Below are 26,762 nucleotides of genomic sequence, written 5' to 3' on the forward strand. Positions count from 1 at the left end.
TTTTGTTGATTGTTTATTCCCATCCCGGATTCTGTACGAGTCCGTACTTCTTGTTGATTTCATCCAATGGAATAGGAATGAGGAAGTAGCGGTCTGTCCACCGTTTTATCCAGCCGCGAGGGTTGGCTATCTTGTTATCCCTTACATAATCGAAGCTTCCATCTTCATTTCTGGTGATAACAAGGCGTTCGATGTCGGTTTTGAATAGGTCGGAACGTTTCCAACGTACCAGGTCAAAATAACGTACCTCTTCAAATCCCATCTCTACGGCACGCTCGTGGAGGATGGCTTCTCTCAAAGGCAGTCCGGAAGCTACTTTCTGATTGGTCAATGCTGGCATTTTTACCCGTTCGCGAACCAGATTGACATAATCATAAGCATCTCGCCCGAATTCGTCTTTCTCTGTTGCTTTCCCCAGTTCGTTCATGGCTTCCGCTATATTCAGGTAGATTTCCGGAAGGCGGATAAGCGGGCAGGAGTAGAATTTGCCGCCGACTTCCGTACTCCGGTCTCGCAGGAATTTGCGCATACCGTAACCGTTGTAAGTGGCTCTGGCCAGTTCGTCCGAATATCCGTCACATTGTTCCCGTCCGCCTTTGTATATTTCCAGAGTACGTCCTCTGAAACGGTCGCCGTTGACGAAAAGGGTTTCATACAGGCGGATATCCCGGATCGGATTGTTATGCTCGTCAAAGAAAGGATTGGCATACTTATTCGGTTCTCCTAAAGCGAAATCATCCCAGTTGAAAGGAGTTCCGTCGGCCATTTCGAACATATCCGCATAGTTGGAGGTGGCGCCACCCATACCATAAATGAGTTCGTTGAAAGCATTTCCCCATACATTGTAAGTAACCCAACGATGAGAGGCAAGCAGTACCTCGCCATTGTAACGGTCGAAATAGGCGGAGATAAAGTCTTCTCTGGGGTTTCCCGTGTTGACGAGTTTATAATATTCGTTGTTTTCCTTATTGGCGCGCAGAAATTCCAGTCCGGCATCCAAAGCATTTTGCCAACGAGTCTTGTCGAAGTTGCCATACCACACATAATGCTTGTCGGCCGCTTCCCCACTCATGAAAGGGTCTTTGTTATTGAATAGAGGGCTTGCTACAAATTGGAGCATTCTCGATTTCAGACCGAGAACGGCTGCCGCTGTCATTCGTCCTTCGTCGGACGCAGAAACGTTCCATGGTAAAACCTGTACGGCTTCTTTCATTAGTTCGAGGGTCTTTTGTACGGTCTCTTCCACAGTCATACGGGTGAATTTTATCTCTTCATCCGGGCGGTAAGAGCGGTCTACCCATGGCATTCCACCGTAGTAACGCAACATTTGGACGTAGTGGAAGGCGATGATGGCTTTAGCTTCCGCCTTGCGTATCGTTTTTTCACGGTCTGTCATGTCCGGCACACGGTCGATATTCTCCAGAAAGATATAGGCTTTGCGTATGCCCGTCATGGGTGCCATGCCTACGGTAGGGCCATCCTCAGCAGGCGGTACATCCAGACGGTAGGGCAGAGAACCTACGGAGGAGGCATTGACGTCTCCTGCATGATAAGCACGTATACCGCCGGGTTTGGAAGTGTCACCGAGATCGGTCATACACTCTAGTGTCGCCCAAGATAGTCTTCCGCCTGTGGGGAGAAAGTCGGGCAAGGAACGGTAGATTTCCGCTAACGCTTGTTCGGCATATACTTTGCGTGAAAATACGGTGTCGATAGTGACATCGGTTGTAATGGGCTTGTCGAGAAAGTCATTGCCGAACTTGAAGTCCTCGCATGCACTGACAGAAAGCAGTAGCATGGCTGCCATGCCGGTATGTAATATATTCCTTCGTTTCATGATATTGATGTTTTAAAAGGTGATGTTGACTCCGAGATTATAGATCTTGTTGATAGGGTATGAGTCGGTCAGTCCCGGCGTACATTCCGGGTCCATAATCTTGAACTTATCGAATGTGAGCAAGTTGTAACCGCTTAGTTTGATGGCAAGTTCGGAGATACCGATTCTTTTCAGGGCAGCCACGTTGCGGAAGTTATACCCTAGTGTGACGGTCTTCAGCTTGAGATAGTTACCGTTCTTTACCCATAGCGAAGAAGTCTTGCTGTTGTGAGTCATAGTCTTCGTTGCAAATCGGGGCACAGTAGCGGTTTCAGCTGTCTCGGGAGTCCATCGGTTGTCGGCATGGAATTGCATCAACGCATTGTTGGAATTGATTCCGAAAGGTATCCGGAAGAACTCTTCCAACAGAAGTGAACGCTCGGCGGCTCCTGTCCAGTTCATGCTGAAGAAGAACCCTTTGTAGTCGGCTCCGTAATTCAGACCGAAAGTATAGGACGGACGTGTAGGATGACCGATTTTGCATTGATCATCTTCATTGATGACGTGGTCGTTATTCAAGTCTTTGTATTTGATGTCACCCGGTTGTACATCTGCGTCGGGGACGGGCAGCCCGTCTTTTAATGCTCCTTCTTTCGTGAAGTCCTCTTCACCGTAGAATCCGTCGGCCACGTATCCGAAGATACTTCCTACCGGTTGACCGGTACGCCATAGGTAAGTTTCGTTCGGCTCTATCTCGTCCTGAAAGATAATCTTGTTTTTACTGTAAGATACATTGGCATTGATATAATAATGGAAGTCTCCTTTAATCCGGTCTTCCCATTTTATATCGACTTCGTATCCATGGTTTTTCACCTGTCCCATGTTGACCACAGGCATGATGTTACTGTTCAGATCAGTGAAGATGGGAATGGTCTTCCGCTTGATCAGAATGTCTTTCCGATTCTCGAAGAAAAGGTCGGCACTCACTTTCAGACGATTGTTCAGAAAGTTGACATCGATACCGTAATTGTGTTTTAAAGCTGTCTCCCAACTGACGTTCGGGTTGCCGATACGGCTTTCGATAGCTCCGAACATCGTGTTACTGTTGTTGTACCCGAAGTTGTATCCGTGCTGGTACGCTCCCCAATTGTCGACATTGCCCAGTTGGTCAACTGTCCATCCGTTAGGCAGGTAGAGGAAACGGTTGTCGTTCATATTATCGTTCCCCACCAAACCGACGGAAGCACGCAGTTTTAAATAATCCACTACCTTTTGTTTTTTCATGAACGGTTCTTCTGAAAGTACATATCCGACAGAACCGGCCGGGAAGGCACCAAACCGCTTGTCGGGGGCAAAGTTTTCGGAACCGTTGTATCCGAAGTCAAATTCCGCGATATACCGGGTTTTGTAATCGTAGGTCAGTCGGCCTACCAAACCGACGTATGCCGTCGGAACGTCCGTGAACTCGGAAGGGTAGTATCTTTTATTCTGGTTGTAGAGCAATAATCCGCCTACATTATGGTCGCCGAATTTCCGATTGTAACGAAGACTCGCTTCAAAATACCAATTGCGCCCCCGATAGGTCTTTTCGGCATAGCCCAGCCGTTTGTTCTGTCCGTCTACCCGGTAAACGATGGTTTTGTTATAAGCAGGATCTTTGATATCCAAATCGGGATTCTCCAGTTCCGATTGGTAGTAAGGAGTGTACGATTCGACAGAACCGTGACGCTGCTGCAGGAAAGAGTAAGAAGTATTATAGGCACCTTTAACCTCTACGGATAATCCTTTTGTAATAAAGTCCAGCTTCTGTGTCAATGACAAGTCCATATTCATGGTATTGCTGGTATTCCTGTCGTATCCTTGTCCGTAATAGCGTGCCAATGCATTATTGTTCATCAAGATACCTTCATACTTTCCCGGATTGATGGTGACGAGCTTTCCGTCTATGATTCCCGGACTGTTGAAAGGTTGTGCCATGTTGATGAGCGAGAAGAGACCATATTCATAATTATTGTCATTAGGCTCGTGGGTGATACCGACGATACCGCCGAGTCCAACTTTCAATAAAGTGCTTTTGGTAATGTCCAAATCAAGGTTTCCCCGATAATTGTAACGGGTATAGTTAAAGTTGTTATTGTAGTCCAGTTCCTTATATTGCCGGAAAAGTCCGTCCTGCCATAAGAATCCCATAGAGATAAAGTAACGGACACGTTCTGTTCCGCCACTTATGTTAAGGTTATGCTGGGTTTGGATAGAAGAACTCTTCATGATATACTTCCGCCAATTCACGTTGGGATACATGATCGGGTCGTCACCGAGTCGGAAACGTTCCAATGTATATTCGTCGAAAGCGTGCTTCGGCTTTTTGTCGTTATCATTCATCTCATTAAAGAGTTGGGCGTAGGTGTAACTGTCCGCCATTTCCAGAATCCGTGTGGGTTGTTGGATACCGACAGAGGAAGAAATGGATATCTTGGCTTTTCCTTCCTCTCCTCGGCGGGTGGTAACCAGGATTACACCATTGGCACCACGTACCCCGAATACAGCCGTAGCGGAAGCGTCTTTCAGGACGGTCACACTTTCTATCTCATTGGGGTCCATCTGGAAAAAGGAACGTTCTACTCCGTCTACCAATATGAGCGGAGCCGAAGCACTTTCTGTCAATGAACCTACTCCGCGAATGTAGATTGCCGGGTCTTCCTTGCCCGGTTGTCCGCTTGTGGCGACGGAAGAAAGGCCGGTGATTTGTCCGGCAAGAGACGTAGCGATGCTTGCATTGGGAGAGCGGAGCAAGACATCCGTTTTGACAGAAGAGATAGCTCCCGTCAGAGTCTCTTTCTTTTGAGTTCCGTAGGCTACTACCATTACTTCATTCAACGCGTTGGCCTCTTCCTTTAGGATAACTCTGATTCTGGTTTTTCCTTTGAGAGGGATTGTCTGCGTCTCGTAGCCGACATAAGAAATTTGTAATACTGCCGTTTGGGCGTTCGGTACACTTAACTTGAAATTACCTTCGGAGTCTGTAATGGCTCCTTTCTGACTACCGACAAGTAAGACTGTGGCACCGATGGCCCCTTCGTCTCTCTCATCCCGAACATTACCGGTTACGGTAACTTGAGCAAACATCCAAGATGTTATGAATAGCATAGCCAGTAACAATCCGATTCGTTTGCCTTTTGATGCATAGTTTTTCATGGTGATTAAATTAATTGATTTGTAACATTAACAGTTATGGGGTTCGAAATGGGTAGGGGAATCAAAAGATTTTTTTTGGAAGCTAGCTTCTTTTATCTATCTTTGTTTCGTTAACGAAAAGCTGAATAGATGAGAAACTGCTAAAATGAGAAGACTGGATAATACAATAAACACTAGTATGCCATTTGATGATATCTATCTAGAGTATTATCAACGCTGCTTTTTGTTTGCCAAATCTTATCTTCAAGATGAAATGCTATCCAAAGACATAGCCTCCGAAGCAATGATTACCTTATGGACCACGATGAAGACGGAAGAGGTGAAAAATGTCCGTTCTTTCCTGATGACCGTAGTGAAAAATCAGGCCTTAAACCATCTGCGCAATGAACACTTACGGATGGAAGCCCGTGAAAGCATATTGGCGGATGAACTTTATGAGCTCGATTTCCGTATTGCTTCGTTGGATTCTTCCGATCCGAACCGGCTCTTTTCAGAAGAAATCGTTGAGATTGTAAATCGTACTTTGGGAGAACTGCCCGAAAAGACAAGAAAGGCATTTATGATGAGCCGGTATCAGAATAAATCGGTGAAGGAGATTGCCGGATTATTGGATGTTACGGTGAAAGGAGCGGATTACCATATTGGGAAAGCGCTCCAAGCCTTGAGGAAAAGTCTCAAGGATTACCTTTCCTCTTTCCTCTTTTTCTAACTTTTTTCATTTTTCCACTAGTGAACTTCGTGAGTGGAGTGTCTTATATATGTAAGGCGGAAAACTGCTGATATTTTAATTCAAAACCGTATGGACACGAAACTATTAAATAAATATATTGCCGGTGATGTACTTCCCGAAGAAAAGAAGGAAGTGGTACGTTGGCTGAAAGAGAGCGAAGAACACCGTGAGCAGTTGATGCAACTACGCCATATCTATGATGCGACTGTCTGGAATGCTAATCTGAAGGAAGAAAAACCGGGAAAGAAAAAGACCGTGACTCATTATCTCCGGACCTCCATAAAGATAGCCGCTGTTGTTGCTATGCTTGCCTTTATTCTTCATAAAGAATATCAGGAGTACCGGTTGGAACATTCTACAGAGATGCAGGTGATGACTGTTCCCGCAGGGCAAAGAGCCAGTCTGGTTCTGGCTGATGGAACAACCGTTTGGTTGAACTCGAACTCCATTTTAAAATATCCGGCTGCCGGATTCCACTCCAAAGAGAGGAAAGTGATTTTGGAGGGAGAGGGGTATTTTGAGGTAGCGCGTGATGAGAAACATCCTTTTATTGTTGAAACGGAGAAATATAACGTCAGAGTGTTGGGAACCACGTTCAATGTTTCCGCTTATCCGGATTCTGACCTGTTTGAAACCTCTTTGATAGAAGGTAAGGTTACCGTGTATCAGCCCGATACACAGCATGAAGTCATGCTGCAACCTAATGAGAAGGTAGAGACGATAGATGGAAAACTTTGTAAGGAAACCTTTACGTCAGATCATGCTTTCTTGTGGAGGATAGGTGTTTATTCTTTCAAGAATGAACCGTTGGAAGCTGTATTCAAGAAACTGGAGCAATATTATGAAGTGCGGATTATCAATAAGAACATTGAAATTGCCTCCCGTCCGTGTACGGGTAAATTCCGTCAGAAAGAAGGGATAGAGCACGTGGTAAAGGTATTGCAGAAGTATGTCGGCTTCGACTATACTTTGGATGAAGAGAACAATCAGATAATTATCTATTAACCCTAGTATTTAATCTAAAAAAACACCGAAAATGAGAGCTAGAGAACCGGCCCGTCCAGAACAGAAATATCGGTAAGTGCTGCAACACTTACCGATATGTGAGAAGTCAACAAGAAAGACTCGCACCTGTTACAAATCTTTATGTATTAACTTAATAACTCGAAGCAAAGATATGAAAAATAATCTTTGGTGTGGGTGTATTGCCCATAGAAAAACACACTGTACTCAAATTTTAAGAATTATGAGGTTGACTGTCTTTTTCCTGTTATTCATCATTTTTGAGGCGTATTCCGTGAATAGTTATTCGCAAAATCAGAAGGTTAGAATGAATAAAGGAATCGCAACACTGGCTGAGATTATCAGACAGATTGAAAAGCAAACGGACTATTTGTTTATTTACAACGAACGTGAGGTTAGCCTGAAACGCAAAGTGGCTATTTCCACTCCGAACGGGACGGTGGCAAGTCTGTTGATGGATGCGTTGAAAGGTACGGAGTTCTCCTACACGATGGAAGGAAAGCACATCATTCTTACGAAGAAGCAAGTGGAGGGACGGACTCCCACACAACACAAGAAAAGAATAACCGGACTCGTGAAGGAAACTTCCGGTGAAGTTGTTGTGGGATGTAATGTGACCGTGAAGGGTACTACGATCGGTACCATTACCGATATAAACGGTAAATATAGCCTTGAAGTGCCCGAGCATGCAACATTGGTCTTTTCTTTTTTGGGATATAAGAGTATGGAATATCCGGTGAAAGCGCAACAGAACATCAATGTCACGTTGAGTGAAGATTCAAAAGCATTGAATGAAGTAGTTGTGGTAGGCTACGGAACACAGCGCAAGGCATTGGTAACTAATGCTATCAGCTCCTTCAAACCGACAGAATCGAATATGCGTCCGGTGCTTAGCCCGAGCGAACTGTTACAGGGACGAGTAGCGGGGGTTACGGTATCGACAGGTTCCGGCAACTTGGGAAGTTCCGAACGGATGAGTATTCGTGGAGCCGCCTCATTGAGCGCCAGCAATGAACCGCTTTATGTAGTGGACGGGATACCTATTCTCAACAGCAACGCTTCTCTATTTAACATGGGAGAGAATCTAAGTTCGATGGCAGTGTTGAATCTGACAGATATCGAATCCATCGAGGTTCTGAAAGATGCGGCTTCTGCCGCTATCTACGGATCCCGGGCTACCAACGGTGTAGTTGTGATAACGACCAAATCCGGTAAGGAAGGCCGTTCGGACATTCGTTTGAATGTCAGTACGGGTATCTCTAAATTTGCCAATAAAGGACGTATCAAATATGCGGATTCCGACTTGTACGTAGAGACCTATAATGACGGAGTGGAACGCTACAATCGTCAGAACGGATATACCGTAGGGACTTCCGGTTATGTCGTTCCTATCTCAAATCCTTTTCAGGGAATGCCGGATACGGACTGGTTGGATCTGATTACTCAGGTAGGGCATTCTTATAATGTAGACCTGTCTTTCTCCGGTGGCAGCAAGAAAACGAAGTTTTACGTTGGAGCGAATTACAATTATCAGGAGGGTATTATCAAAACGAACGATATAACCAAAATCAACTTGAAGGCGAAAATCAGTCATGAAATGACTTCATGGTTGGAAGTCGGCGCCAATGTTAGTGGCAATTATTTGAAAAATAACCGGGTGCCGGGTGCCAATATCGGTTCTACTATCGTGGCCCGTGCTGTGGAACAGCGTCCTTTCGACCGTCCGTACAAGCCGAACGGTGACTATTATTTGGGAGGAACCGACGAGCTGACGCGTCACAATCCGCTTCAGATATTGAACGAGGAAGTGTCCTATATTGACACGTACCGTTATCTGGGTACATTCAACGCTGACCTGAAATATAAGAAATTCAGCTTGAAAAACTCCGTCAGTACCGATATCGGATATACGTATGACTATGTTTATTATAATGAGAACCATCCGTATGGAGCCGGTGGCGGACGTATCGTTGAGTACAATCGTCTGGTAAAGAACATATTGATAGAGAATATCTTCAATTATAATGATAAGTTCGGTGACTTTGAAGTCGGCTTGATGTTGGGACACTCGTTCCAGAAGATGTCTACGCGTACTTCCTCCATCGATGGTCGCGGCTTTCCTTCTCCGGTGTTTGATACGGTGGGCACTGCTTCCGAGATTTATGACGCTTCGGGCGGTCTGTCGGAATTTGCTATGGAATCCTACTTCGGACGTATCAGTCTCTCTTATTTGGACCGTTACATCCTGAATATGACGATGCGTACGGATGGCTCTTCCCGTTTTGCTCCTTCGGACCGTTATGGATACTTCCCTTCTGTTTCTTTAGGATGGAATGTCTCAAAAGAACCTTTCTGGAAATTTGACCGGACAGATTTGAAGTTCCGTTTGAGTTACGGTAAGACGGGTAATCAGGATGGTATCGGCAATTATGCATGGCAGCCGCTGATGTCTGGAGGTATCAACTACGGAAATAATAGCGGTATGGCTGTCACCAGTATGGGAAATAACACACTGACATGGGAGACCGCCGACCAATACGACTTTGGTTTCGACCTTGGTTTCTGGAACGGAAAGTTGAATATGATTGCGGACGTTTATCTGAAGAATACGAACAATCTGCTGTATTCGATGCCTCTGCACGGAACAAGTGGTTTCACTAGTATCACTAACAATATCGGTTCGATGCGCAATTATGGCGTGGAGTTTTCTATCAACGGACACATGAATCTGGGAAAAGTGAATTGGACTTCTTCTTTCAATATTTCCCACAATAAGAACAAACTGACTAAGTTGTTGGGAGATGACCTGCTCCCGATAGGCTCGAACCGTGCCTTGAAGGTGGGTGAGGAACTCGGAGCGTTCTATCTGTTCCAAATGGACGGTATTTACCAATATGACGGCGAAGTGCCGCAGCCGTTGTATGACTTGGGGGTACGTGCCGGTGATGTGAAATATCATGATGTGGATAATAACGGTATCATTAATGATAGCGACCGGGTGCTTACTGGTTCTTCCAATCCCGATTTCTTTGGCGGATGGAACAATACTTTCAAATATAAAGGTTTCCAATTGGATGTGTTCTTTACCTACATGTATGGCAACGATGTATATGCCGAATGGGCGGTGACGGCTACCCGCCCGGGATATCGTATGGCCATCACGGAGGATGCGGCAAAAAATCGCTGGACTGCTCCGGGAAGCTCGAACAAATATCCTCGTGCGGTTAATACGCTTTGTGGACATAATAGCAAAAACTCCACCCGTTTTTTGGAGGACGGCTCTTTTATCCGACTGCGTTCGTTGACATTCAGTTACACTTTCCCGCAAGTGATGTTGCAGAAGATCCGGATGAAAGGACTTCGTCTGCACGTTCAGGGGGATAACTTACTGTTGTTTTCCAAGTACTCCGGTTGGGATCCTGAGGTGAGTAAGAATATGGATCCGCAGTACTTCGGAGTCGATCTTTACGGAGTGCCGCCTTCCCGTTCGGTCAATTTCGGAATAAACCTTAGTTTCTAATCATAAATGCTCACAATGATGAAAAAGATTATATATATATTTATCGGTTGCCTGTTGCTGACTTCGTGTAGCGGTATGCTGGATATTGAGTCTCATTCCGCAGTATCGCCGGGAAGCGTGACTCCCCAAGATCTCTCCGCTTTGCGTATGGGAATGTACAATAAGGTACAGAACTCTCCAACGAGGGAATCTTACATTACTTTTGATATATTGGGCGGTGACTTGACGCAAAGCACTGGGAATGCGAAGGACTTGATCAACTCAGTGCTCTCTTTGTTGAATTCAATCGTATCCAATAGTTGGAATGGATATTATAATGCTCTTTATCAGGTGAATAATGTACTTTCTATCGTCGAATCTCTCCCTGAATCGGAACTGCGGAATCTGATTATCGGCGAAGCGCATTATTTCAGGGCATACATTTATCATGCACTGGTGACTCGTTGGGGTGGTGTCCCTATTCAGAAAGTGAATACGATGGAAAAGCCTTTCCGCGATTCGGAAGAGGCGGTATGGAGCTTTATCGAAGAAGAACTGCAGACGGCACTTGCCTTTCTCGGCACATCGTCCAGCTATTATTATGTGTCCCGTGACGCGGCTTTGGCATTGAAAGCCCGTGTGATGTTGGAACGTGGAAACTTGACGGAGGCGGCTACTCTGGCGGAGGGGTTGATAACAGACGGCAAATACAAGCTGGACAGTTTTGATAAGATATTTCGTGGAAAGTCCAATACGGAGGTCATCTTCTCTTTCCAGTGTTTGGCGGAAGAATCGAATATTACTATCTCTACCTTATTTTATACCTATGCGCATCCCAATCACGGCAGTTATGTCTATCGGCCTACCAATGAGGTGATGAATATGTATGATGATAAGGACAAACGTAAGGACGTTTCCATTATCAATGTGGGCGCCGAACCTTGTATCAACAAGTATCCGAGCGGGCAGACCGGGACCGATCCGGTAGTAATGAGCCGTTTGGCGGAAATGTACCTCATCAGTGCGGAAGCGCAAGGATTCCCAAAAGGACTGGGACGCTTGAATGACTTGCGGAAAGAACGCGGGCTGGAAGGTGTGGATCCGAAAGACAAGGACGAATTTCTGCAATGTGTGCTGGACGAACGTCGGAAGGAATTGTTGGCGGAGGGTTTCAGGTACTATGACCTCATACGTACGAATATGGCGAAAACGACACTCGGACTGAAAGATTATCAGCACGTGTTACCTATTCCGGGAAAAGAAATGATTTCCAACCCGAATCTGGAACCGAATCCCGGATATTGATACCTATTGTTTATACTTACTTTAAAGAGATAAAATGATGAAAAAACTGATATATGATTCCGTTCTTCTGCTTTTGGGTTGTCTCTTGTGGACGGCTTGCAACAATGATGAAGATTTGACCGTATTCTCGACGGAGGGTGCGAAGACGGAACTGGGACAGAAAATAATTGCCGGAAGTGATGGATACGTCGGACAATACTTCTCGGATTCCACTTACACGCTAGCTCCCGGTGTACAGGCTCTTGAGATGAAAATCCTTTCTTCGACAGGACTGGCTGTGAAAATGTTTGTATTGGAGGTAGACTTGAAAGAGGCACATCTGACGATGAAGGCGTCTTCTCCCAATGAGGAGGGTAAATTGAAGACCAAGCAGCAAATGACATTGCAGGCTTTGGCATATGATAAGTCCGGCAGCAGGGTATTGGCTGCCGTGAACGGTGATTTCTTTGCAAAGGATGGAACACCGCAAGGAATCTACTACCGGAATGGTACTTGTCTGAAAGGTACGATGACTGATAACGTTTGTACTTTCTTCGCCATTACGAAAAACAAGAGAGCGATCATCGGCTCGTATGATGAATATGATTCGTACAAAGAGAATATTCAGGAAGCTGTGGGAGGGCGTGTGCGTCTGATGACAAACGGGAATGTGCTTCCTCAGACGGTAACCGCATTGGAACCGAGAACCGCTATCGGAGTGACGGATGATAATGTGGTCTATATCCTCGTTGCCGACGGGCGTAACTTCTGGTACTCCAACGGAATGAGATATGCTGAAATGGGTGCGGTGATGAAGGCGTTAGGAGCAAAGAACGCTATCAATCTCGACGGAGGAGGTTCTTCTACTTTTATCATCCGTAAGATTGCCGGATTTGAGGACGGGCGTTTTGCCATACGCAACTGGCCTTATGATAATGGTGGAGTAGAAAGGGAAGTGGCAAACGGACTGCTGGTTGTGACTGATAATTGATTGTTTGAATTTTAAATAGCTGAATATATGATACTAAATAGAATACTATCTTTGTGCGGACAAAGCTGTATCGGAAGAATCGGGCTTTTGTCTTTGCTGATAGGTTTGTCGGGTTGTCAGGATTTTACGGATGATACGGGTATGACTCTGCCGGAACCGGACTTGAAATTTGTGGATGAGGCATTGAATTTGCCTTTGGATGAAAAGGAATATACAGTGGATATCGAATCGAATCTCCCTTGGAGGGTGAAGACTTCTGCGGCATGGATTAACTTGCTGACCTCTAATGGACTGAAATCCGGAAGCTTCAAAATGTCGGTGACCAAGAATACGGATGTGGCCTCTCGTGAAGCCGAAATATCCGCTTGGATCGTGGAAGGTGCTGAAACAAAGTTGAAGGTGGTGCAGGAAGGTATTGGCATTGCCTTGAAGAAGCGTACGTTGAAAGTGGGAGCTAAGGGGAGCGAAGAAGAAGTGATTCCTTTTGCTACGATGGTTGCTTATACGTATGAATTGTCGGAAGGCTGCGATTGGATACACATAACCGATGGTGAGCCGATCACTCCCGGTGTTGTGAACGAATCGGAACTGAAACTTAAAATCGATCCTTATAAAGATGATGTGGAAGACGGCCGCACCGCTTATCTGTATTTGAAGGGCTCGAACGGGGTAACCGATATGCTGACCATTACTCAGGACAAGAAATCGTTGGAAGATATTGATTATTTGAGGATGTTCTATGAGGGGGCGAACGGAGATAATTGGGTGAAGAAGTGGAACTTTGACGCTCCTTTGGAAACGAATGCGACTCATTGGCCGGGTGTGAAATTTGAGAATGGGAGAGTGGTACAGATTGATATTCAAGAACCGAATAACATTGTGGGAGATATCACTCCGTTATGTGAATTGTCGGAACTGAAAGTGCTGAAGTTCAAGCGTCAAAAGATAACAGGTATTCCGGAAGAGATAGGACATTTGTCTCAATTGACAAATTTGTGGATTATTGAATCAGCGGCGGGTGGCAGTTTGCCGGAGTCTTTGGGGGAATGTCAATTATTGACCAGCTTTAATATATCCAATCATCCGACAGCAACTCCCGCCGGATTTGAAAATTCTTTTAGCGGAAATCTGGATCCGTTGATTAAGATTCCGGGCATTGTCACGATTAAAGCATATTGTAATGATCTGAGTGGCTCTCTTCCGGTGATTCCGTTAGATGGCAGTAATAAACCGACTACTTGGAAAAACTTGATGGAATTTATGGTCTATGACAATGGATTCAATGGAAGTATCCCTTATGGATATGGAATTGTGATCGAGAAGAGTGGTTCTAAAGGGATATTTAGAGTAAATGATAACCAGTTGAGCGGGCAAATTCCTTCGGATATCAAAGCTTGGTCGCAGTATGCTACTCAAAAAAAGGACTGGATATTGAAAGGCAATAACCTCACTGAATAAAATAACTTAATTGATTTATTATACTTAACACATTTATTAATCTGTTTATGATGAAAAGAAACTTGTTACTCGGCATTGTCTTGGCTGTATGCTCTTTGGGAATAGTAAAAGGGCAAACTGTATCGGATTCGCTGGCAATCGTATCTGCGCAATGGAAGATAGAAAGTCCCCAAAAAGGGATTATCCATAAGTATGTTTCCATTCCTCAATTATATCAGGTCCCCCAATCTATCAGCCTGATAGAAATTGATCCCGGTGCAGGATTGAAAGTCGGTGTAACCGTCTCGGATAAGATGAGAGAAACAAGTAAAATGGCTTCGGAACAGGGCGCTATCGCAGCTATAAACGGTTCTTACTTTGATATGAAGCGAGGAAACTCGGTCTGTTTCCTTAAAGTAGACCGCCAGGTGGTAGATACCACTACTTTGGGTGAGTTTGCGAGACGTGTCACCGGAGCCGTTAGTATCCGCAAGGGAAAAATGAAGATAATCTCTTGGAATAGACAGATAGAAAAGCAATATAAAGGGAAAAAAGGTATCGTATTGGCCTCCGGGCCGTTGATGTTGAAAGACGGTCGCTATTGCGATTGGAGTTTATGCGAGAAAGACTTTATCCGGACTAAACATCCCCGTAGTGCGGTAGCCCTTACCAAAGACGGAAAGATACTATTCATAACCGTAGACGGACGTTTCCCGAAACATGCCGGAGGGGTAAGTATCCCGGAATTGGCGCATCTGATCCGAATCCTGGGAGGCAAAGATGCGATCAATCTTGATGGAGGAGGTTCTACTACTCTTTGGTTGTCCGGTGCACCGGATAATGGAATCGTTAACTACCCCTGCGACAATAAGCGTTTCGACCATCGTGGAGAACGTACGGTACCTAATATCCTTTATATTCACGACTAACATATTTATGACTAACCTTTTTTAATATAGATATAAAATGAAAGACAGGATGACAAGACCTATGAGGCCTGTTTTGTTCGGGCTACTGCTAGTCTGCGCTACATTGGCATACGGAGCGCAGGCGCCGAAATACATATTTTTATTTATCGGTGACGGGATGGGGTTCAATCATGTGGAAGCTTCGCAGATATATGCGGAGAAAGTCGGTACAGATACCGGTGAGCGTTCACTACTGTTCCCTACTTTTCCCGTGATGACACAAGTGTGCACACGGTCGGCCTCTCACTTGATAACTTGCTCTTCGGCGGCTGCCACAGCTTTGGCGACGGGAGAAAAGACGACTAATTATGTAATAGGAATGGATGCAAAGAAACAATATGGCTTGAAGTCTCTTGCACGTCAACTGAAAGGTAAAGGCTATAAAATAGGGATCATCACTTCTGCATCCATTGATCATGCTACCCCCGGCGGCTTTTATGCTTCCCAACCGGATCGTTCGATGTATTACGAAATAGGAGTGGATGCGGCAAACTCCGGTTTCGATTTTTTCGGAGGGGCAGGGCTGCTTCAACCTCGAAATAAGCGTAATGCGTCAGCTCCTTGTCTCTATGATTTGTTTTGCCAGAAAGGATACACTATGTATCGGGGGATGGACGCTTATAATCGTAGTCATGTGAAAGACAAAGTGCTCCTATTTCCTACAGATACGGTTAGTGGAAGCTTGAAATATGCATTGGATCGGTCTGAGAAAGACTTGGGCTTGCCTGATTTGACAAAAGCCTGTTTGGATAACTTTGCGGAAACTGCGAAGAAAGGTTTCTTTATGATGGTAGAGGGTGGCAAGATAGATTGGGCAGCTCATGCCCATGATGCGGCTACGGTTGTTACGGAAACTATCGACTTTGACCAATGTATCCGTCTGGCTTATGAATTCTACAAGAAACATCCCGATGAAACCTTGATTCTTGTAACTGCTGACCATGAAACCGGAGGTTTAGGATTGGGGAATTCTGGTACAAACTTGAATATCGAATTGCTGAAATACCAGCAGTGTTCGCAAGGGGCTTTGACTAATGCTATGCGGAAAATGAAAATTGCCGAAGCCGTTCCTTCTTGGGAAGAGATGAAATCTTTTCTGAAGAAGAAACTGGGCTTTTGGGAACAGATTACGATTACCCCACATGAAGAGTTGGAACTGTTGATATGCTATGAGCAGTCTTTCTTGAAGAAGAAATCAAAAGATATAGTGAGCCTCTATGCTAAAGATGAGCCATTGGCGGTGGCTGCGGTCGCCTTGCTAGATAAAAAAGCCTCAATCGGGTGGACTACCAAATCTCATACAGGCGCTCCGGTTCCTCTGTATGTTGTAGGGAAACAGGCTCATTTGTATTCGGGCAGAAGAGATAACACGGATATGGCGAATATCTTGAGGCGGCTGTTTAACCTCAAGCAGTGGGAAGAATAAGGTCTTGCTGTGCGAAAAAGAGTGGGGTTTTATGTAGCCGGGTAGTCGTCACCTTACAAGGGGACAATGGTCACTTTGTAGAATGACAATAGTCACCTTATAAAGTGACAAATGTCATTCTATAAGGTGACTACCTATTTTCAAACGGACGTGAGTCCTAAAGATACAAAATTAATTGGTGAAAAGCAATAGTGGGGCAGTAATTTTGATAGTATTATCAACAGATGTTTGCCTTTGTAATGCTTGGGCTCATTTTCGCAAATCCCGTCCCTCATACTTGCATATCGCCTCTATCCACTCTTTTGTCAAGGGGATGGATTCATGCTTTTCGAGGTCGAAAGTCACCATGACGGACTTACAGATACATTTTATTTCATTCGTTGTGGTGTCAATGACCCGTTGGGTGAGATGAAAGCTTTTCGTACCTATTTGGGAAACAGCCGTTTGCACAGCGATGTGGTCTGAGGCGAAGATTTGTTTGACGAAGTCCGCTTCGATGTGAACGACGACAATTCCCATCTTTTCCCAATCGACTCCCGGACATACTGAAGCGAAGTATTCAGTCTTTCCCAAATCATAAAAAGAGAAATAAACAGTATTGTTGACGTGCCCGAATTTGTCTACGTCATTGAAGCGCAACTGGATAGGCAGAGTGTGGTGAAATACGATTTCTTCCATTGTTTTCACTTAATCTTTTTGAATTTGGCGCAAAAGTACTATTTTTGCGTGTTATTCTCAACAGAAATTAATCAAGAAATGATAGAAGATATTAAAAAAGCCTGTCAGGTGATGAATGAAGGAGGAGTGATTCTTTATCCTACCGATACCGTATGGGGAATAGGCTGCGACGCTACTAATGAAGAGGCTGTACGCCGTGTGTATGAGATTAAGAAACGTGCTGATAGCAAGGCTATGCTGGTGTTGGTGGACAGTCCTGTGAAGGTGGATTTTTATGTACAGGATGTACCGGCTGTAGCGTGGGACTTGATTGAAGTTGCCGACAAGCCGTTGACGATTATATATTCCGGTGCGCGCAATTTAGCGACGAACCTGTTGGCGGAAGACGGCAGTGTGGGAATCCGTGTTACAAACGAAGAATTTTCCCGAAGGCTCTGCCAGCAATTCCGCAAAGCGATTGTCTCCACATCGGCCAATGTGAGCGGTCAGCCCGGAGCTGCGAATTTTAGTGAGATCAGCGATGAAATCAAGTCGGCGGTGGACTATATCGTCGGTTTCCGTCAAGAGGATATGAGTCGGCCGAAACCCTCAAGCATTATTAAGTTGGACAAAGGTGGAGTGATTAAGATAATTCGCGAATAAATGAAAGAAGAAAAATTGAGTTTATTACAGCGTTGTATCAAGTGGCGGGAAGCGAATATAAAGGAAAAGCAGTTTATCCTTATATTAAGTTTTTTGGTCGGTATCTTTACAGCGTTTGCCGCATTAATATTGAAATTCTTTATCCATCAGATACAGAATTTCCTGACCGATAATTTCAACGTGACCCAAGCTAACTATTTGTATCTGGTATATCCGGTAGTCGGAATTTTCCTGGCAGGATGGTTTGTACGCAACATTGTTAAAGACGATATCAGCCATGGAGTCACAAAGATTCTGTATGCCATTTCCCGCCGACAGGGACGCATCAAACGACATAATATCTGGTCGTCTACCATTGCCAGTGCGATAACCATCGGTTTTGGTGGGTCGGTTGGAGCGGAGGCGCCTATCGTCTTGACAGGTTCCGCCATCGGCTCCAATCTGGGAAGTGTGTTCAAGATGGAGCACCGTACGTTGATGTTGCTCGTAGGTTGTGGTGCGGCGGGTGCGGTTGCCGGTATCTTTAAAGCACCGATTGCGGGATTGGTATTTACATTGGAAGTTCTGATGATTGACCTTACCATGTCGTCCCTGCTTCCGTTGCTGATTTCTGCGGTCACGGCAGCTACCGTTTCCTATATTACTACCGGTACGGAGGCTATGTTTAAATTCCACCTCGATCAGGCGTTCGAATTGGAACGTATTCCTTATGTCATCCTGCTGGGTATCTTTTGTGGTTTGGTTTCGCTTTATTTCACACGTGCCATGAATTCGGTGGAGGGCGTGTTCGGTAAGCTCAATAATCCCTATAAGAAACTTGCTTTCGGCGGTGTGATGTTGAGTGTGTTGATTTTCCTTTTCCCGCCTCTCTACGGTGAAGGATACGATACGATTGAGCTGTTGCTGAACGGAACTTCTACAGCCGAATGGGATACGGTGATGAACAACTCCATGTTTTATGGTTATGGCAATCTGCTGCTGGTCTATCTGATGTTGATCATTCTGTTGAAAGTATTTGCCTCTAGCGCGACGAATGGCGGTGGCGGTTGCGGTGGTATCTTTGCCCCTTCGCTTTATTTAGGGTGTATCGCCGGATTCGTCTTTTCCCATTTCAGTAATGACTTTACTTTCTCCGCTTATTTGCCGGAGAAGAATTTTGCTTTGATGGGAATGGCGGGAGTCATGAGCGGTGTCATGCACGCTCCTCTGACGGGAGTATTCCTGATAGCCGAACTGACGGGTGGATACGATTTGTTCCTTCCGCTGATGATTGTATCCGTTAGCTCATACCTGACGATTATCGCATTTGAGCCTCATAGTATATATTCCATGCGTCTGGCAAAGAAGGGGCAGCTGATTACGCATCACAAAGACAAGGCTGTGTTGACATTGATGAAGATGGAGAATGTGGTGGAGAAGGATTTTGTAGTTGTACATCCGGAGATGGATTTGGGTGAGCTGGTGAAAGCGATTGCCGCTTCCCATCGGAATGTGTTCCCGGTAACGGATAAAAAAACGGGTGAACTGTTGGGTATTGTCCTGCTCGATGACATCCGTAACATCATGTTCCGACAAGAACTTTATCATCGTTTCACTGTTAACAAATTGATGACATCCGCACCTGCCAAGATATTCGATACGGACGGAATGGAACAGGTAATGCAGACGTTTGACGATACGAAAGCCTGGAATCTTCCGGTGGTGGACGAGGAGGGACGCTATGAGGGCTTTGTCTCTAAATCGAAGATATTTAACTCATATCGGCAGGTGCTGGTACATTTCTCGGAAGACTAGACTTTGCGTTTTAATGATAACATAGTTGGATTATGAAGAAAGAAGACTTAAGAATAGTATATATGGGTACTCCCGATTTTGCGGTAGAGGCCTTGCGTCAGTTGGTGGAAGGCGGTTATAATGTAGTGGGTGTGATCACGATGCCTGACAAGCCTGCCGGACGCGGACATAAAATACAGTATTCTCCGGTCAAGCAATATGCGTTGGAGCGGAACTTACCGTTGCTTCAGCCTGAGAAGTTGAAAGATGAGGCTTTTGTGGAGGCCTTGCGCGAATGGAAAGCCGACTTGCAGATTGTGGTTGCTTTCCGGATGTTGCCGGAGGTGGTCTGGAATATGCCGCGACTGGGTACGTTTAACCTTCATGCTTCTCTGCTTCCTCAATATCGTGGAGCTGCTCCTATCAATTGGGCGGTGATCAATGGTGACACGGAGACAGGAATCACTACGTTTTTCCTGAAACATGAGATTGATACGGGAGAGGTTATTCAGCAGGTACGTGTGCCTATTGCGGATACAGACAATGTGGAAGTGGTACATGACAAATTGATGATGTTGGGAGGGGAACTGGTTCTTGAAACGGTAGATGCTATATTGAATGGAACGGTAAAACCGATTCCTCAAGAAGAAATGGCGGTTGTCGGTGAACTCCGTCCGGCTCCGAAGATATTCAAAGATACTTGCCGGATTGATTGGAATCAACCGGTGAAGAAGGTGTACGACTTTATTCGTGGATTATCGCCTTATCCCGCCGCTTGGAGTGAACTGGTCGCTTCTGAAAATGAAGCGGTAGTGGTGAAAATCTTCGAGACTGAAAAGATGTACGAATCACATCAGCTCTCTGCGGGAACGGTTGTGACGGATGGCAAGAAATATATAAAGGTTGCCGTGCCGGATGGGTTTGTATCCATTCTTTCCTTGCAGCTTCCCGGCAAGAAACGTTTGAAAACAGATGAGTTGCTTCGTGGATACCGTTTGGCGGACGGCTGTAAGATGAAGTGATAAACCTTAAATATAGAAGAATTATGAAACCGATTATTGCTCCTTCCATTCTTTCTGCCGATTTCGGACAATTGGCGAAAGATATTGAAATGATAAACCGCAGTGAAGCGGAGTGGGTACATATTGATATAATGGACGGGGTCTTTGTCCCGAACATTTCATTCGGCTTTCCGGTATTGAAGTATGTAGCGAAGTTGAGTAAGAAACCGTTGGATGTGCATCTGATGATTGTTAATCCGGAAAAATTCATCCCTGAAGTAAAGGCGTTGGGCGCTCATACGATGAATGTGCATTATGAGGCTTGTCCGCATTTGCATCGGGTGATACAGCAAATCCGGGAAGCGGGGATGCAGCCTGCCGTAACCATCAATCCTGCTACTCCGGTAGCTCTGCTGCAAGATATTATCCGGGATGTGTATATGGTGCTTGTCATGAGCGTGAATCCGGGATTTGGCGGACAGAAGTTTATCGAACATTCGGTTGAGAAAGTCCGTGAGCTGCGTGCTCTGATTGAACGGACAGGATCGAAAGCGCTGATTGAAGTAGACGGTGGTGTAAACTTGGAAACAGGAGCCCGACTGGTTGAGGCGGGAGCCGATGCGTTGGTGGCAGGTAATGCCGTCTTTGCAGCACCGGATCCGGAGGCGATGATTCATCAATTACATGACTTGTAATTATTGTATCCATCAATATCCTTATATGCGCCTGGTTATCCCCTGGATAGCAGGCGTTTTTTGTGGAGAACGCTTTTTCGACTGTTCGATGGATGTTCTTTGGGGAGTATCGGCTTCCATCTTCCTGTTAATCTTGGCTTTTCTCTTTCATTTCTGTGAGCATTATTCGCAGCGTTGGTGTTTCGGAGCAGTCCTGACAGTCCTGTGTTTCGCGGGCGGATGGACGGGAATAACTTGGCAGCTGCGGCAAACACAATATACCTTTCCTGACGATGACGTAATTTATCGGGCTCTGATAACGGATACTCCACAACCAAGGGAGCGTACATCGCTCTGCAGGGTACTTGTGAAAGAATATTACGATTCTATCGGTAGTCATCCGGTAGAGCGAAAAGCGATACTCTATCTGAAACAGGATTCAGCTGCCGCCTGCTTGAAGAGCGGGGATGAATTGTTGGTTTCTACACGCATTTCCCCACCTGCTAATCAGAAGAACTTCGATGAGTTTGATTATGCCCGCTACTTGATGCGAAGAGGTATTAGTGGGACGGGTTATGTTGCTGCCGGAAAATGGATAACACTGCGTTCCGTACAGACAAACGGAGCGATTCATTTGCGTCTTCGGTGTCTGGCCGATTCTTACCGTGAGAAAGTGATAGCTCTTTACCGTCAATTAGGCTTTACCGGAGATGAACTAGCCGTGCTGTCTGCTTTGACCATTGGTGATAAGACTGAATTAAGCGAATCTGTTCGCGAAAGCTATTCGATAGCCGGCGCGAGTCATATTCTAGCTCTATCCGGGTTACACATCGGACTTCTGTATGCTTTTCTTTTCTTTATTCTACGACCTGTTGCCCGAAAAGGGCGGACCGGCAGATGTGTCCGTTCCGTGTCTCTTTTAGTCTTATTATGGGCTTTCGCCTTTTTTACGGGACTTTCTCCCTCAGTAGTCCGTTCGGTCACCATGTTCTCCATCCTGGCATTGGCAGATGTATTCGGCCGTCAACCATTCTCCTTGAATACACTAGCTATGACAGCATGGCTTATGCTGCTTTGTAATCCGGCAGGACTGTTTGATGTCGGCTTTCAGCTTTCCTTCCTTGCGGTTGCCTCCATTTTATTGATTCAGAGGCCGGTTTATTGCCTGTTTACTGTAAGAAACAGAGTGGGGAAGTCCGTCTGGGGACTGATGAGCGTATCTATTGCCGCACAGATAGGAACTGCTCCGCTTGTCATGTTTTACTTCTCCCGATTCTCCGTACACTTTCTTTTGACGAATCTGTTGGTCATTCCTTTGATTACTATTATCCTGTATGCCGCTATTTTCATGCTTCTTCTGACTCCTTTTCCTTGGCTTCAGATATGGGCAGTGGTAGGTGTCAGAAAACTGTTGGAGGGATTGAACCTCTTTGTGAGATGGGTGGAGCAACTTCCTTGCTCGTCTGTCGATGGAATCTGGCTTTATCAATTGGAAGTTTGCGGTATCTATGTTTTCCTGTTCGGAGCAGTCTGTTACTGTTTGCATAGGCGGCTTAGAAACCTGTTATTCTGTCTTCTTTCCGTTCTTTTATTAAGTATTTATCATGTTACGATGGTTTGGATAGACCGTCCGCAGAGAGGTTTGGCCTTTTATAATGTACGGGGTTGTCCGGTGGTTCATTGCATAGAAAGCAGTGGAGATTCCTGGATAAGTTATGCGGACACGTTACCGAACAAAAAAGCATTGGAACGTGTGACAGCCAACTACTGGAAACGCCGGCATCTTTTACCGCCGACGGAAATCACCTCCGACTGTCGGACTGACGTATTTTCCCGACAACGGCAACTTGTATCATTTCATGGATGTAATATCTGTATTGTAAACGATAATCATTGGCAGACGTTGCGGAACAAATCGACGACTCCCACGTTATATATTGATTATCTTTACTTATGCAAAGGCTATGACGGCCGATTGAAAGAACTTACCAAATTCTTTCTTCCCGGTTGTATCATCTTCGATGCCTCCCTCTCAGAGTATCGTAGAGACTGTTTTAAGGAGGAATGCAAGGAATACGGTTTACGTTTTATCTCCTTATCGGAAGAAGGTTCTGTCCGCTTTTTGCTCTAAGTACAAAGAATTATCGTACATTTGCACCTTGATAAAGAAAAAAAGTATGTTGACGAAAGTAATAGAACAAGCTAAAATAGACCATTTTACTAAATGGTTTGAGCGAGCTGACAAAATAGTAATAGTATCTCATGTATCTCCTGACGGTGATGCAATCGGTTCATCACTGGGATTATATCATTTCTTGGATTCTCAGGAAAAGACAGTGAACGTAATTGTGCCTAATGCATTTCCCGATTTCCTCAAGTGGATGCCGGGCAGTAAGGACATTCTTTTGTATGACCGCTATAAAGAGTTTGCGGATAAACTGCTTGCTGAGGCCGATGTTATCTGTTGCCTGGACTTCAACGCGCTGAAACGCATCGAAGATATGGCGGATGCCGTAGCTGCTTCTCCTGCGCGTAAGATACTGATAGACCATCATTTGTATCCTGAAGACTTTTGTAAGATAACGATGTCCTACCCGAAGATCTCTTCTACTTCCGAACTGGTGTTCCGCCTTATTTGCCGGATGGGCTATTTCGACGAGATTTCTAAAGAGGGTGCCGAGTGTATCTATACGGGCATGATGACCGATACGGGTGGTTTTACCTATAATTCCAACAATCGGGAGATCTACTTCATTATCAGCGAACTCCTTTCCAAAGGCATTGATAAAGACGATATTTATCGTAAGGTGTACAACACCTATTCCGAGAGCCGTTTGCGGCTGATGGGATATGTCTTGTCGAACATGACCGTCTATTCGGATTGTAACTCGGCTTTAATTACACTGACGAAAGCCGAACAAAGCAAGTTCCACTATATAAAAGGAGATAGTGAAGGCTTTGTCAATATCCCTCTCAGCATTAAGAACGTTCGCTTTTCCTGCTTTTTGCGGGAAGATACAGAGAAACCGATGATTAAAATTTCCCTCCGTTCGGTCGGGACTTTTCCGTGCAATCAGTTGGCAGCCGAATTCTTTAACGGTGGCGGTCACTTGAACGCGTCCGGAGGTGAATTTTTCGGAACGATGGAAGAGGCAAAAGCTGTTTTCGAGAAAGCGCTTGAGAAATATAAGTCTCTATTAACAGCCAAAAGCTAAAGGTGGAAGGTTAAAAGTGAATATGGAAAGGTTAAAAGATACGAACTTTCAACATTGCTCTTTCAACTTTTAATGATTTTGAGATACATTTGTGCGGAATATAGCTAAATAACAGATAATGAAGAAACTTGTATTTTTATTTCTCTCTTTGCTGATTGCCGGAAGTCTGTTCCAGGCGTGCGATGATTCGAAGACATACGCGGAAATGCTGGAAGATGAGAAGAATGCGGTAAGCCAGTTCATCAAAGATAGTGCGATTCATGTGATTTCAGTCGAGGAATTCGAAAAGAATGATACGGTGACGAAAGCGAAAGCGAATGGGGACGCATACGATGAATTCGTGTCTTTCACCAGCGAGGGAATATATATGCAGATTATAGACCGTGGACGTGGTGATGATAATGGTGGAGAATATGCGGACGCGGACAAAGAAAAAGATAAGTTCGTAGACGGTAATATCGTTTGTACCCGTTATGCGGAGACCAACATCGCTACACGCGAACTTGCGGCTTTTAATATACCTATGGAAGAGTATATGGACGCTTCACAGCTGTATGCCTATCCTGCCGTATTCCGTTATGTGAAGACAGACACTTATTCAGCTGGTACATTCATCGAAATGGACTATGTCTGGTCGTCCTATTACGCCAGTACGGCCGTACCTCAAGGATGGCTTTTGGCATTGCCCTACCTGCGTGACAATGCCCACGTGCGTCTGATCGTTCCTTCAAAGATGGGACATACTTCTGCTCAACAGTACGTAACTCCTTACTTCTATGATATCACTGAGTTCCGTAAAGCACGAAGCTAGAAACACTAACATTTAAATAAATCTTTAAGTAAAGAACCTATGACTCTAATCAAATCTATCTCTGGAATCCGCGGAACTATCGGCGGAGGAGCGGGCGAAGGATTAAATCCGCTCGACATCGTGAAATTCACCTCGGCTTATGCTACTTTAATCCGTAAGACTTGTACGGTAAAGAGTAACAAGATCGTTGTGGGACGTGACGCCCGCATCTCCGGTGAAATGGTAAAAAACGTAGTAGTCGGTACCTTGATGGGAATGGGCTGGGATGTAGTGGACATTGACTTGGCTTCTACTCCGACTACAGAACTCGCTGTAACGATGGAAGGCGCCTGTGGCGGTATCATTCTGACAGCTTCTCATAATCCGAAACAGTGGAATGCACTGAAGTTACTGAATGAACATGGTGAGTTTCTGAACGCGGCGGAAGGCAATGAAGTACTTCGTATCGCCGAAGCTGAAGAGTTCGACTATGCCGATGTTGATCACTTGGGCTCTTATCGCAAGGATCTTACCTACAATCAAAAACATATCGACAGCGTATTGGCTCTTGACCTGGTAGACGTTGAAGCTATCAAGAAAGCTGATTTCCGTGTGGCTATTGACTGTGTAAACTCAGTAGGCGGTATCATTCTTCCCGAACTTCTCGAACGTTTGGGTGTGAAACATGTAGAGAAACTATATTGTGAACCTACCGGAAACTTCCAGCACAACCCGGAGCCGCTTGAAAAGAATCTCGGAGACATCATGAACTTGATGAAAGGGGGAAAAGCGGATGTGGCATTTGTGGTAGACCCTGACGTTGACCGTCTGGCAATGATTTGCGAAAACGGTGTGATGTACGGTGAAGAATATACATTGGTTACTGTTGCCGACTATGTGCTGAAGCATACTCCGGGCAATACGGTATCCAACTTGAGTTCTACTCGTGCCCTGCGTGATGTAACCCGTAAATACGGTATGGAATACAATGCTTCTGCCGTTGGCGAAGTAAACGTTGTAACGAAGATGAAAGCAACCAATGCTGTTATCGGTGGTGAAGGAAATGGTGGAGTGATCTATCCTGCCAGCCATTACGGTCGTGACGCTTTGGTAGGTATCGCTTTATTCCTTAGCCATCTGGCTCACGAAGGAAAGAAGGTAAGCGAACTTCGCGCTACTTATCCTCCTTACTTCATTGCGAAGAACCGTGTCGATCTGACTCCGGAAATTGACGTGGACGCTATTCTCGCTAAAGTGAAGGAAATCTATAAGAATGAGGAAATCAACGATATCGACGGTGTGAAGATTGACTTCGCAGACAAATGGGTACATTTGCGTAAGAGTAATACAGAACCGATTATCCGTGTATATAGCGAAGCTTCTACTATGGAGGCTGCCGAAGAAATCGGACAGAAGATAATGGATGTAATCAATGAATTGGCGAAGAAATAATTAATCGCCTGTCTTATAGTAGAAACGCGGATTAACGCAGATTGTCGCAAAGAAGAGTTACGATTTGCGATGATTGCATTGGTCCGCGTTTTAATGTTTGGTTGTCAAACCATAAATCGATGCCTTGAGTAGGGTAATCATAACTTTCGAACAGACATAGTAAGTGTT

Annotated in this window: 19 protein-coding genes; 16 read left to right on the forward strand and 3 right to left on the reverse strand. The window is 45.1% G+C overall.

The genetic code is table 11. From position 1 onward, the window contains the following. Positions 1 to 13: 13 nt before the first annotated feature. Both H8S63_RS13830 and H8S63_RS13835 read right to left on the reverse strand, forming a co-directional pair. Positions 14 to 1,837: a RagB/SusD family nutrient uptake outer membrane protein gene (locus H8S63_RS13830; protein WP_186927129.1), complete on the reverse strand. Its 1,824-nt coding sequence runs from the start codon at positions 1,835 to 1,837 to the stop codon at positions 14 to 16. Between the two features lie 12 nt (positions 1,838 to 1,849). Further along, on the reverse strand, positions 1,850 to 5,011 hold the full coding sequence (locus H8S63_RS13835; protein WP_055278664.1) for a TonB-dependent receptor: 3,162 nt from the start codon (positions 5,009 to 5,011) through the stop codon (positions 1,850 to 1,852). Between the two features lie 145 nt (positions 5,012 to 5,156). Between H8S63_RS13835 and H8S63_RS13840 the strand changes: the two genes are divergently transcribed. The 8 genes from H8S63_RS13840 to H8S63_RS13875 all read left to right on the forward strand — a co-directional run bounded on the left by H8S63_RS13840 (position 5,157) and on the right by H8S63_RS13875 (position 16,369). Then, positions 5,157 to 5,720 (forward strand): RNA polymerase sigma-70 factor, encoded by a 564-nt coding sequence (locus H8S63_RS13840; RefSeq protein ID WP_229102177.1) that lies wholly within the window; start codon positions 5,157 to 5,159, stop codon positions 5,718 to 5,720. Positions 5,721 to 5,810: 90 nt separating this feature from the next. Then, complete coding sequence (locus H8S63_RS13845; RefSeq protein WP_186927130.1) at positions 5,811 to 6,746, forward strand: FecR family protein; 936 nt, start codon at positions 5,811 to 5,813, stop codon at positions 6,744 to 6,746. A gap of 325 nt (positions 6,747 to 7,071) precedes the next feature. After that, entirely contained in the window at positions 7,072 to 10,284 is a 3,213-nt protein-coding gene (locus tag H8S63_RS13850; RefSeq protein ID WP_186927131.1) for a TonB-dependent receptor, read from the forward strand. A 15-nt stretch (positions 10,285 to 10,299) separates the two neighbouring features. After that, positions 10,300 to 11,568 (forward strand): RagB/SusD family nutrient uptake outer membrane protein, encoded by a 1,269-nt coding sequence (locus H8S63_RS13855; protein WP_186927132.1) that lies wholly within the window; start codon positions 10,300 to 10,302, stop codon positions 11,566 to 11,568. A gap of 37 nt (positions 11,569 to 11,605) precedes the next feature. After that, positions 11,606 to 12,538 (forward strand): phosphodiester glycosidase family protein, encoded by a 933-nt coding sequence (locus tag H8S63_RS13860; RefSeq protein ID WP_229102178.1) that lies wholly within the window; start codon positions 11,606 to 11,608, stop codon positions 12,536 to 12,538. A gap of 27 nt (positions 12,539 to 12,565) precedes the next feature. Then, positions 12,566 to 13,996 (forward strand): BACON domain-containing protein, encoded by a 1,431-nt coding sequence (locus tag H8S63_RS13865; protein WP_186927134.1) that lies wholly within the window; start codon positions 12,566 to 12,568, stop codon positions 13,994 to 13,996. A 50-nt stretch (positions 13,997 to 14,046) separates the two neighbouring features. After that, positions 14,047 to 14,904 carry a phosphodiester glycosidase family protein gene (locus H8S63_RS13870; protein ID WP_172676220.1) on the forward strand — a complete coding sequence of 286 codons (858 nt, stop codon included), beginning with the start codon at positions 14,047 to 14,049 and terminating at the stop codon, positions 14,902 to 14,904. Between the two features lie 49 nt (positions 14,905 to 14,953). After that, positions 14,954 to 16,369 carry an alkaline phosphatase gene (locus H8S63_RS13875; protein WP_186927135.1) on the forward strand — a complete coding sequence of 472 codons (1,416 nt, stop codon included), beginning with the start codon at positions 14,954 to 14,956 and terminating at the stop codon, positions 16,367 to 16,369. 249 nt (positions 16,370 to 16,618) lie between these two features. On the opposite strand, the gene H8S63_RS13880 is transcribed toward H8S63_RS13875, so the two are convergent. Next, positions 16,619 to 17,047, reverse strand: a complete 429-nt coding sequence (locus H8S63_RS13880) for a thioesterase family protein (protein ID WP_186927136.1) — start codon at positions 17,045 to 17,047, stop codon at positions 16,619 to 16,621. Between the two features lie 78 nt (positions 17,048 to 17,125). Here H8S63_RS13880 and H8S63_RS13885 point away from each other — a divergent pair, with 78 nt between their 5' ends. The 8 genes from H8S63_RS13885 (at position 17,126) to glmM (ending at position 26,594) form a co-directional block, all read left to right on the forward strand. Continuing rightward, complete coding sequence (locus H8S63_RS13885; protein ID WP_186927137.1) at positions 17,126 to 17,689, forward strand: L-threonylcarbamoyladenylate synthase; 564 nt, start codon at positions 17,126 to 17,128, stop codon at positions 17,687 to 17,689. Further along, entirely contained in the window at positions 17,690 to 19,483 is a 1,794-nt protein-coding gene (locus H8S63_RS13890) for a chloride channel protein (protein ID WP_186927138.1), read from the forward strand. A gap of 32 nt (positions 19,484 to 19,515) precedes the next feature. Further along, positions 19,516 to 20,484, forward strand: a complete 969-nt coding sequence (gene fmt, locus H8S63_RS13895; protein ID WP_007749285.1) for a methionyl-tRNA formyltransferase — start codon at positions 19,516 to 19,518, stop codon at positions 20,482 to 20,484. 23 nt (positions 20,485 to 20,507) lie between these two features. Beyond that, positions 20,508 to 21,158 (forward strand): ribulose-phosphate 3-epimerase, encoded by a 651-nt coding sequence (rpe, locus tag H8S63_RS13900; RefSeq protein ID WP_007749283.1) that lies wholly within the window; start codon positions 20,508 to 20,510, stop codon positions 21,156 to 21,158. A 25-nt stretch (positions 21,159 to 21,183) separates the two neighbouring features. After that, positions 21,184 to 23,268: a ComEC/Rec2 family competence protein gene (locus H8S63_RS13905; protein ID WP_186927171.1), complete on the forward strand. Its 2,085-nt coding sequence runs from the start codon at positions 21,184 to 21,186 to the stop codon at positions 23,266 to 23,268. Positions 23,269 to 23,314: 46 nt separating this feature from the next. Continuing rightward, positions 23,315 to 24,352 carry a bifunctional oligoribonuclease/PAP phosphatase NrnA gene (locus tag H8S63_RS13910; protein WP_186927139.1) on the forward strand — a complete coding sequence of 346 codons (1,038 nt, stop codon included), beginning with the start codon at positions 23,315 to 23,317 and terminating at the stop codon, positions 24,350 to 24,352. A gap of 118 nt (positions 24,353 to 24,470) precedes the next feature. Continuing rightward, on the forward strand, positions 24,471 to 25,163 hold the full coding sequence (locus H8S63_RS13915; protein ID WP_186927140.1) for a DUF4827 domain-containing protein: 693 nt from the start codon (positions 24,471 to 24,473) through the stop codon (positions 25,161 to 25,163). Between the two features lie 39 nt (positions 25,164 to 25,202). After that, entirely contained in the window at positions 25,203 to 26,594 is a 1,392-nt protein-coding gene (gene glmM / locus H8S63_RS13920; RefSeq protein ID WP_007749265.1) for a phosphoglucosamine mutase, read from the forward strand. Positions 26,595 to 26,762 lie beyond the last annotated feature (168 nt).

This window comes from Bacteroides sp. NSJ-39, from assembly GCF_014287315.1.
Taxonomy (GTDB): Bacteria; Bacteroidota; Bacteroidia; order Bacteroidales; family Bacteroidaceae; genus Bacteroides; species Bacteroides finegoldii.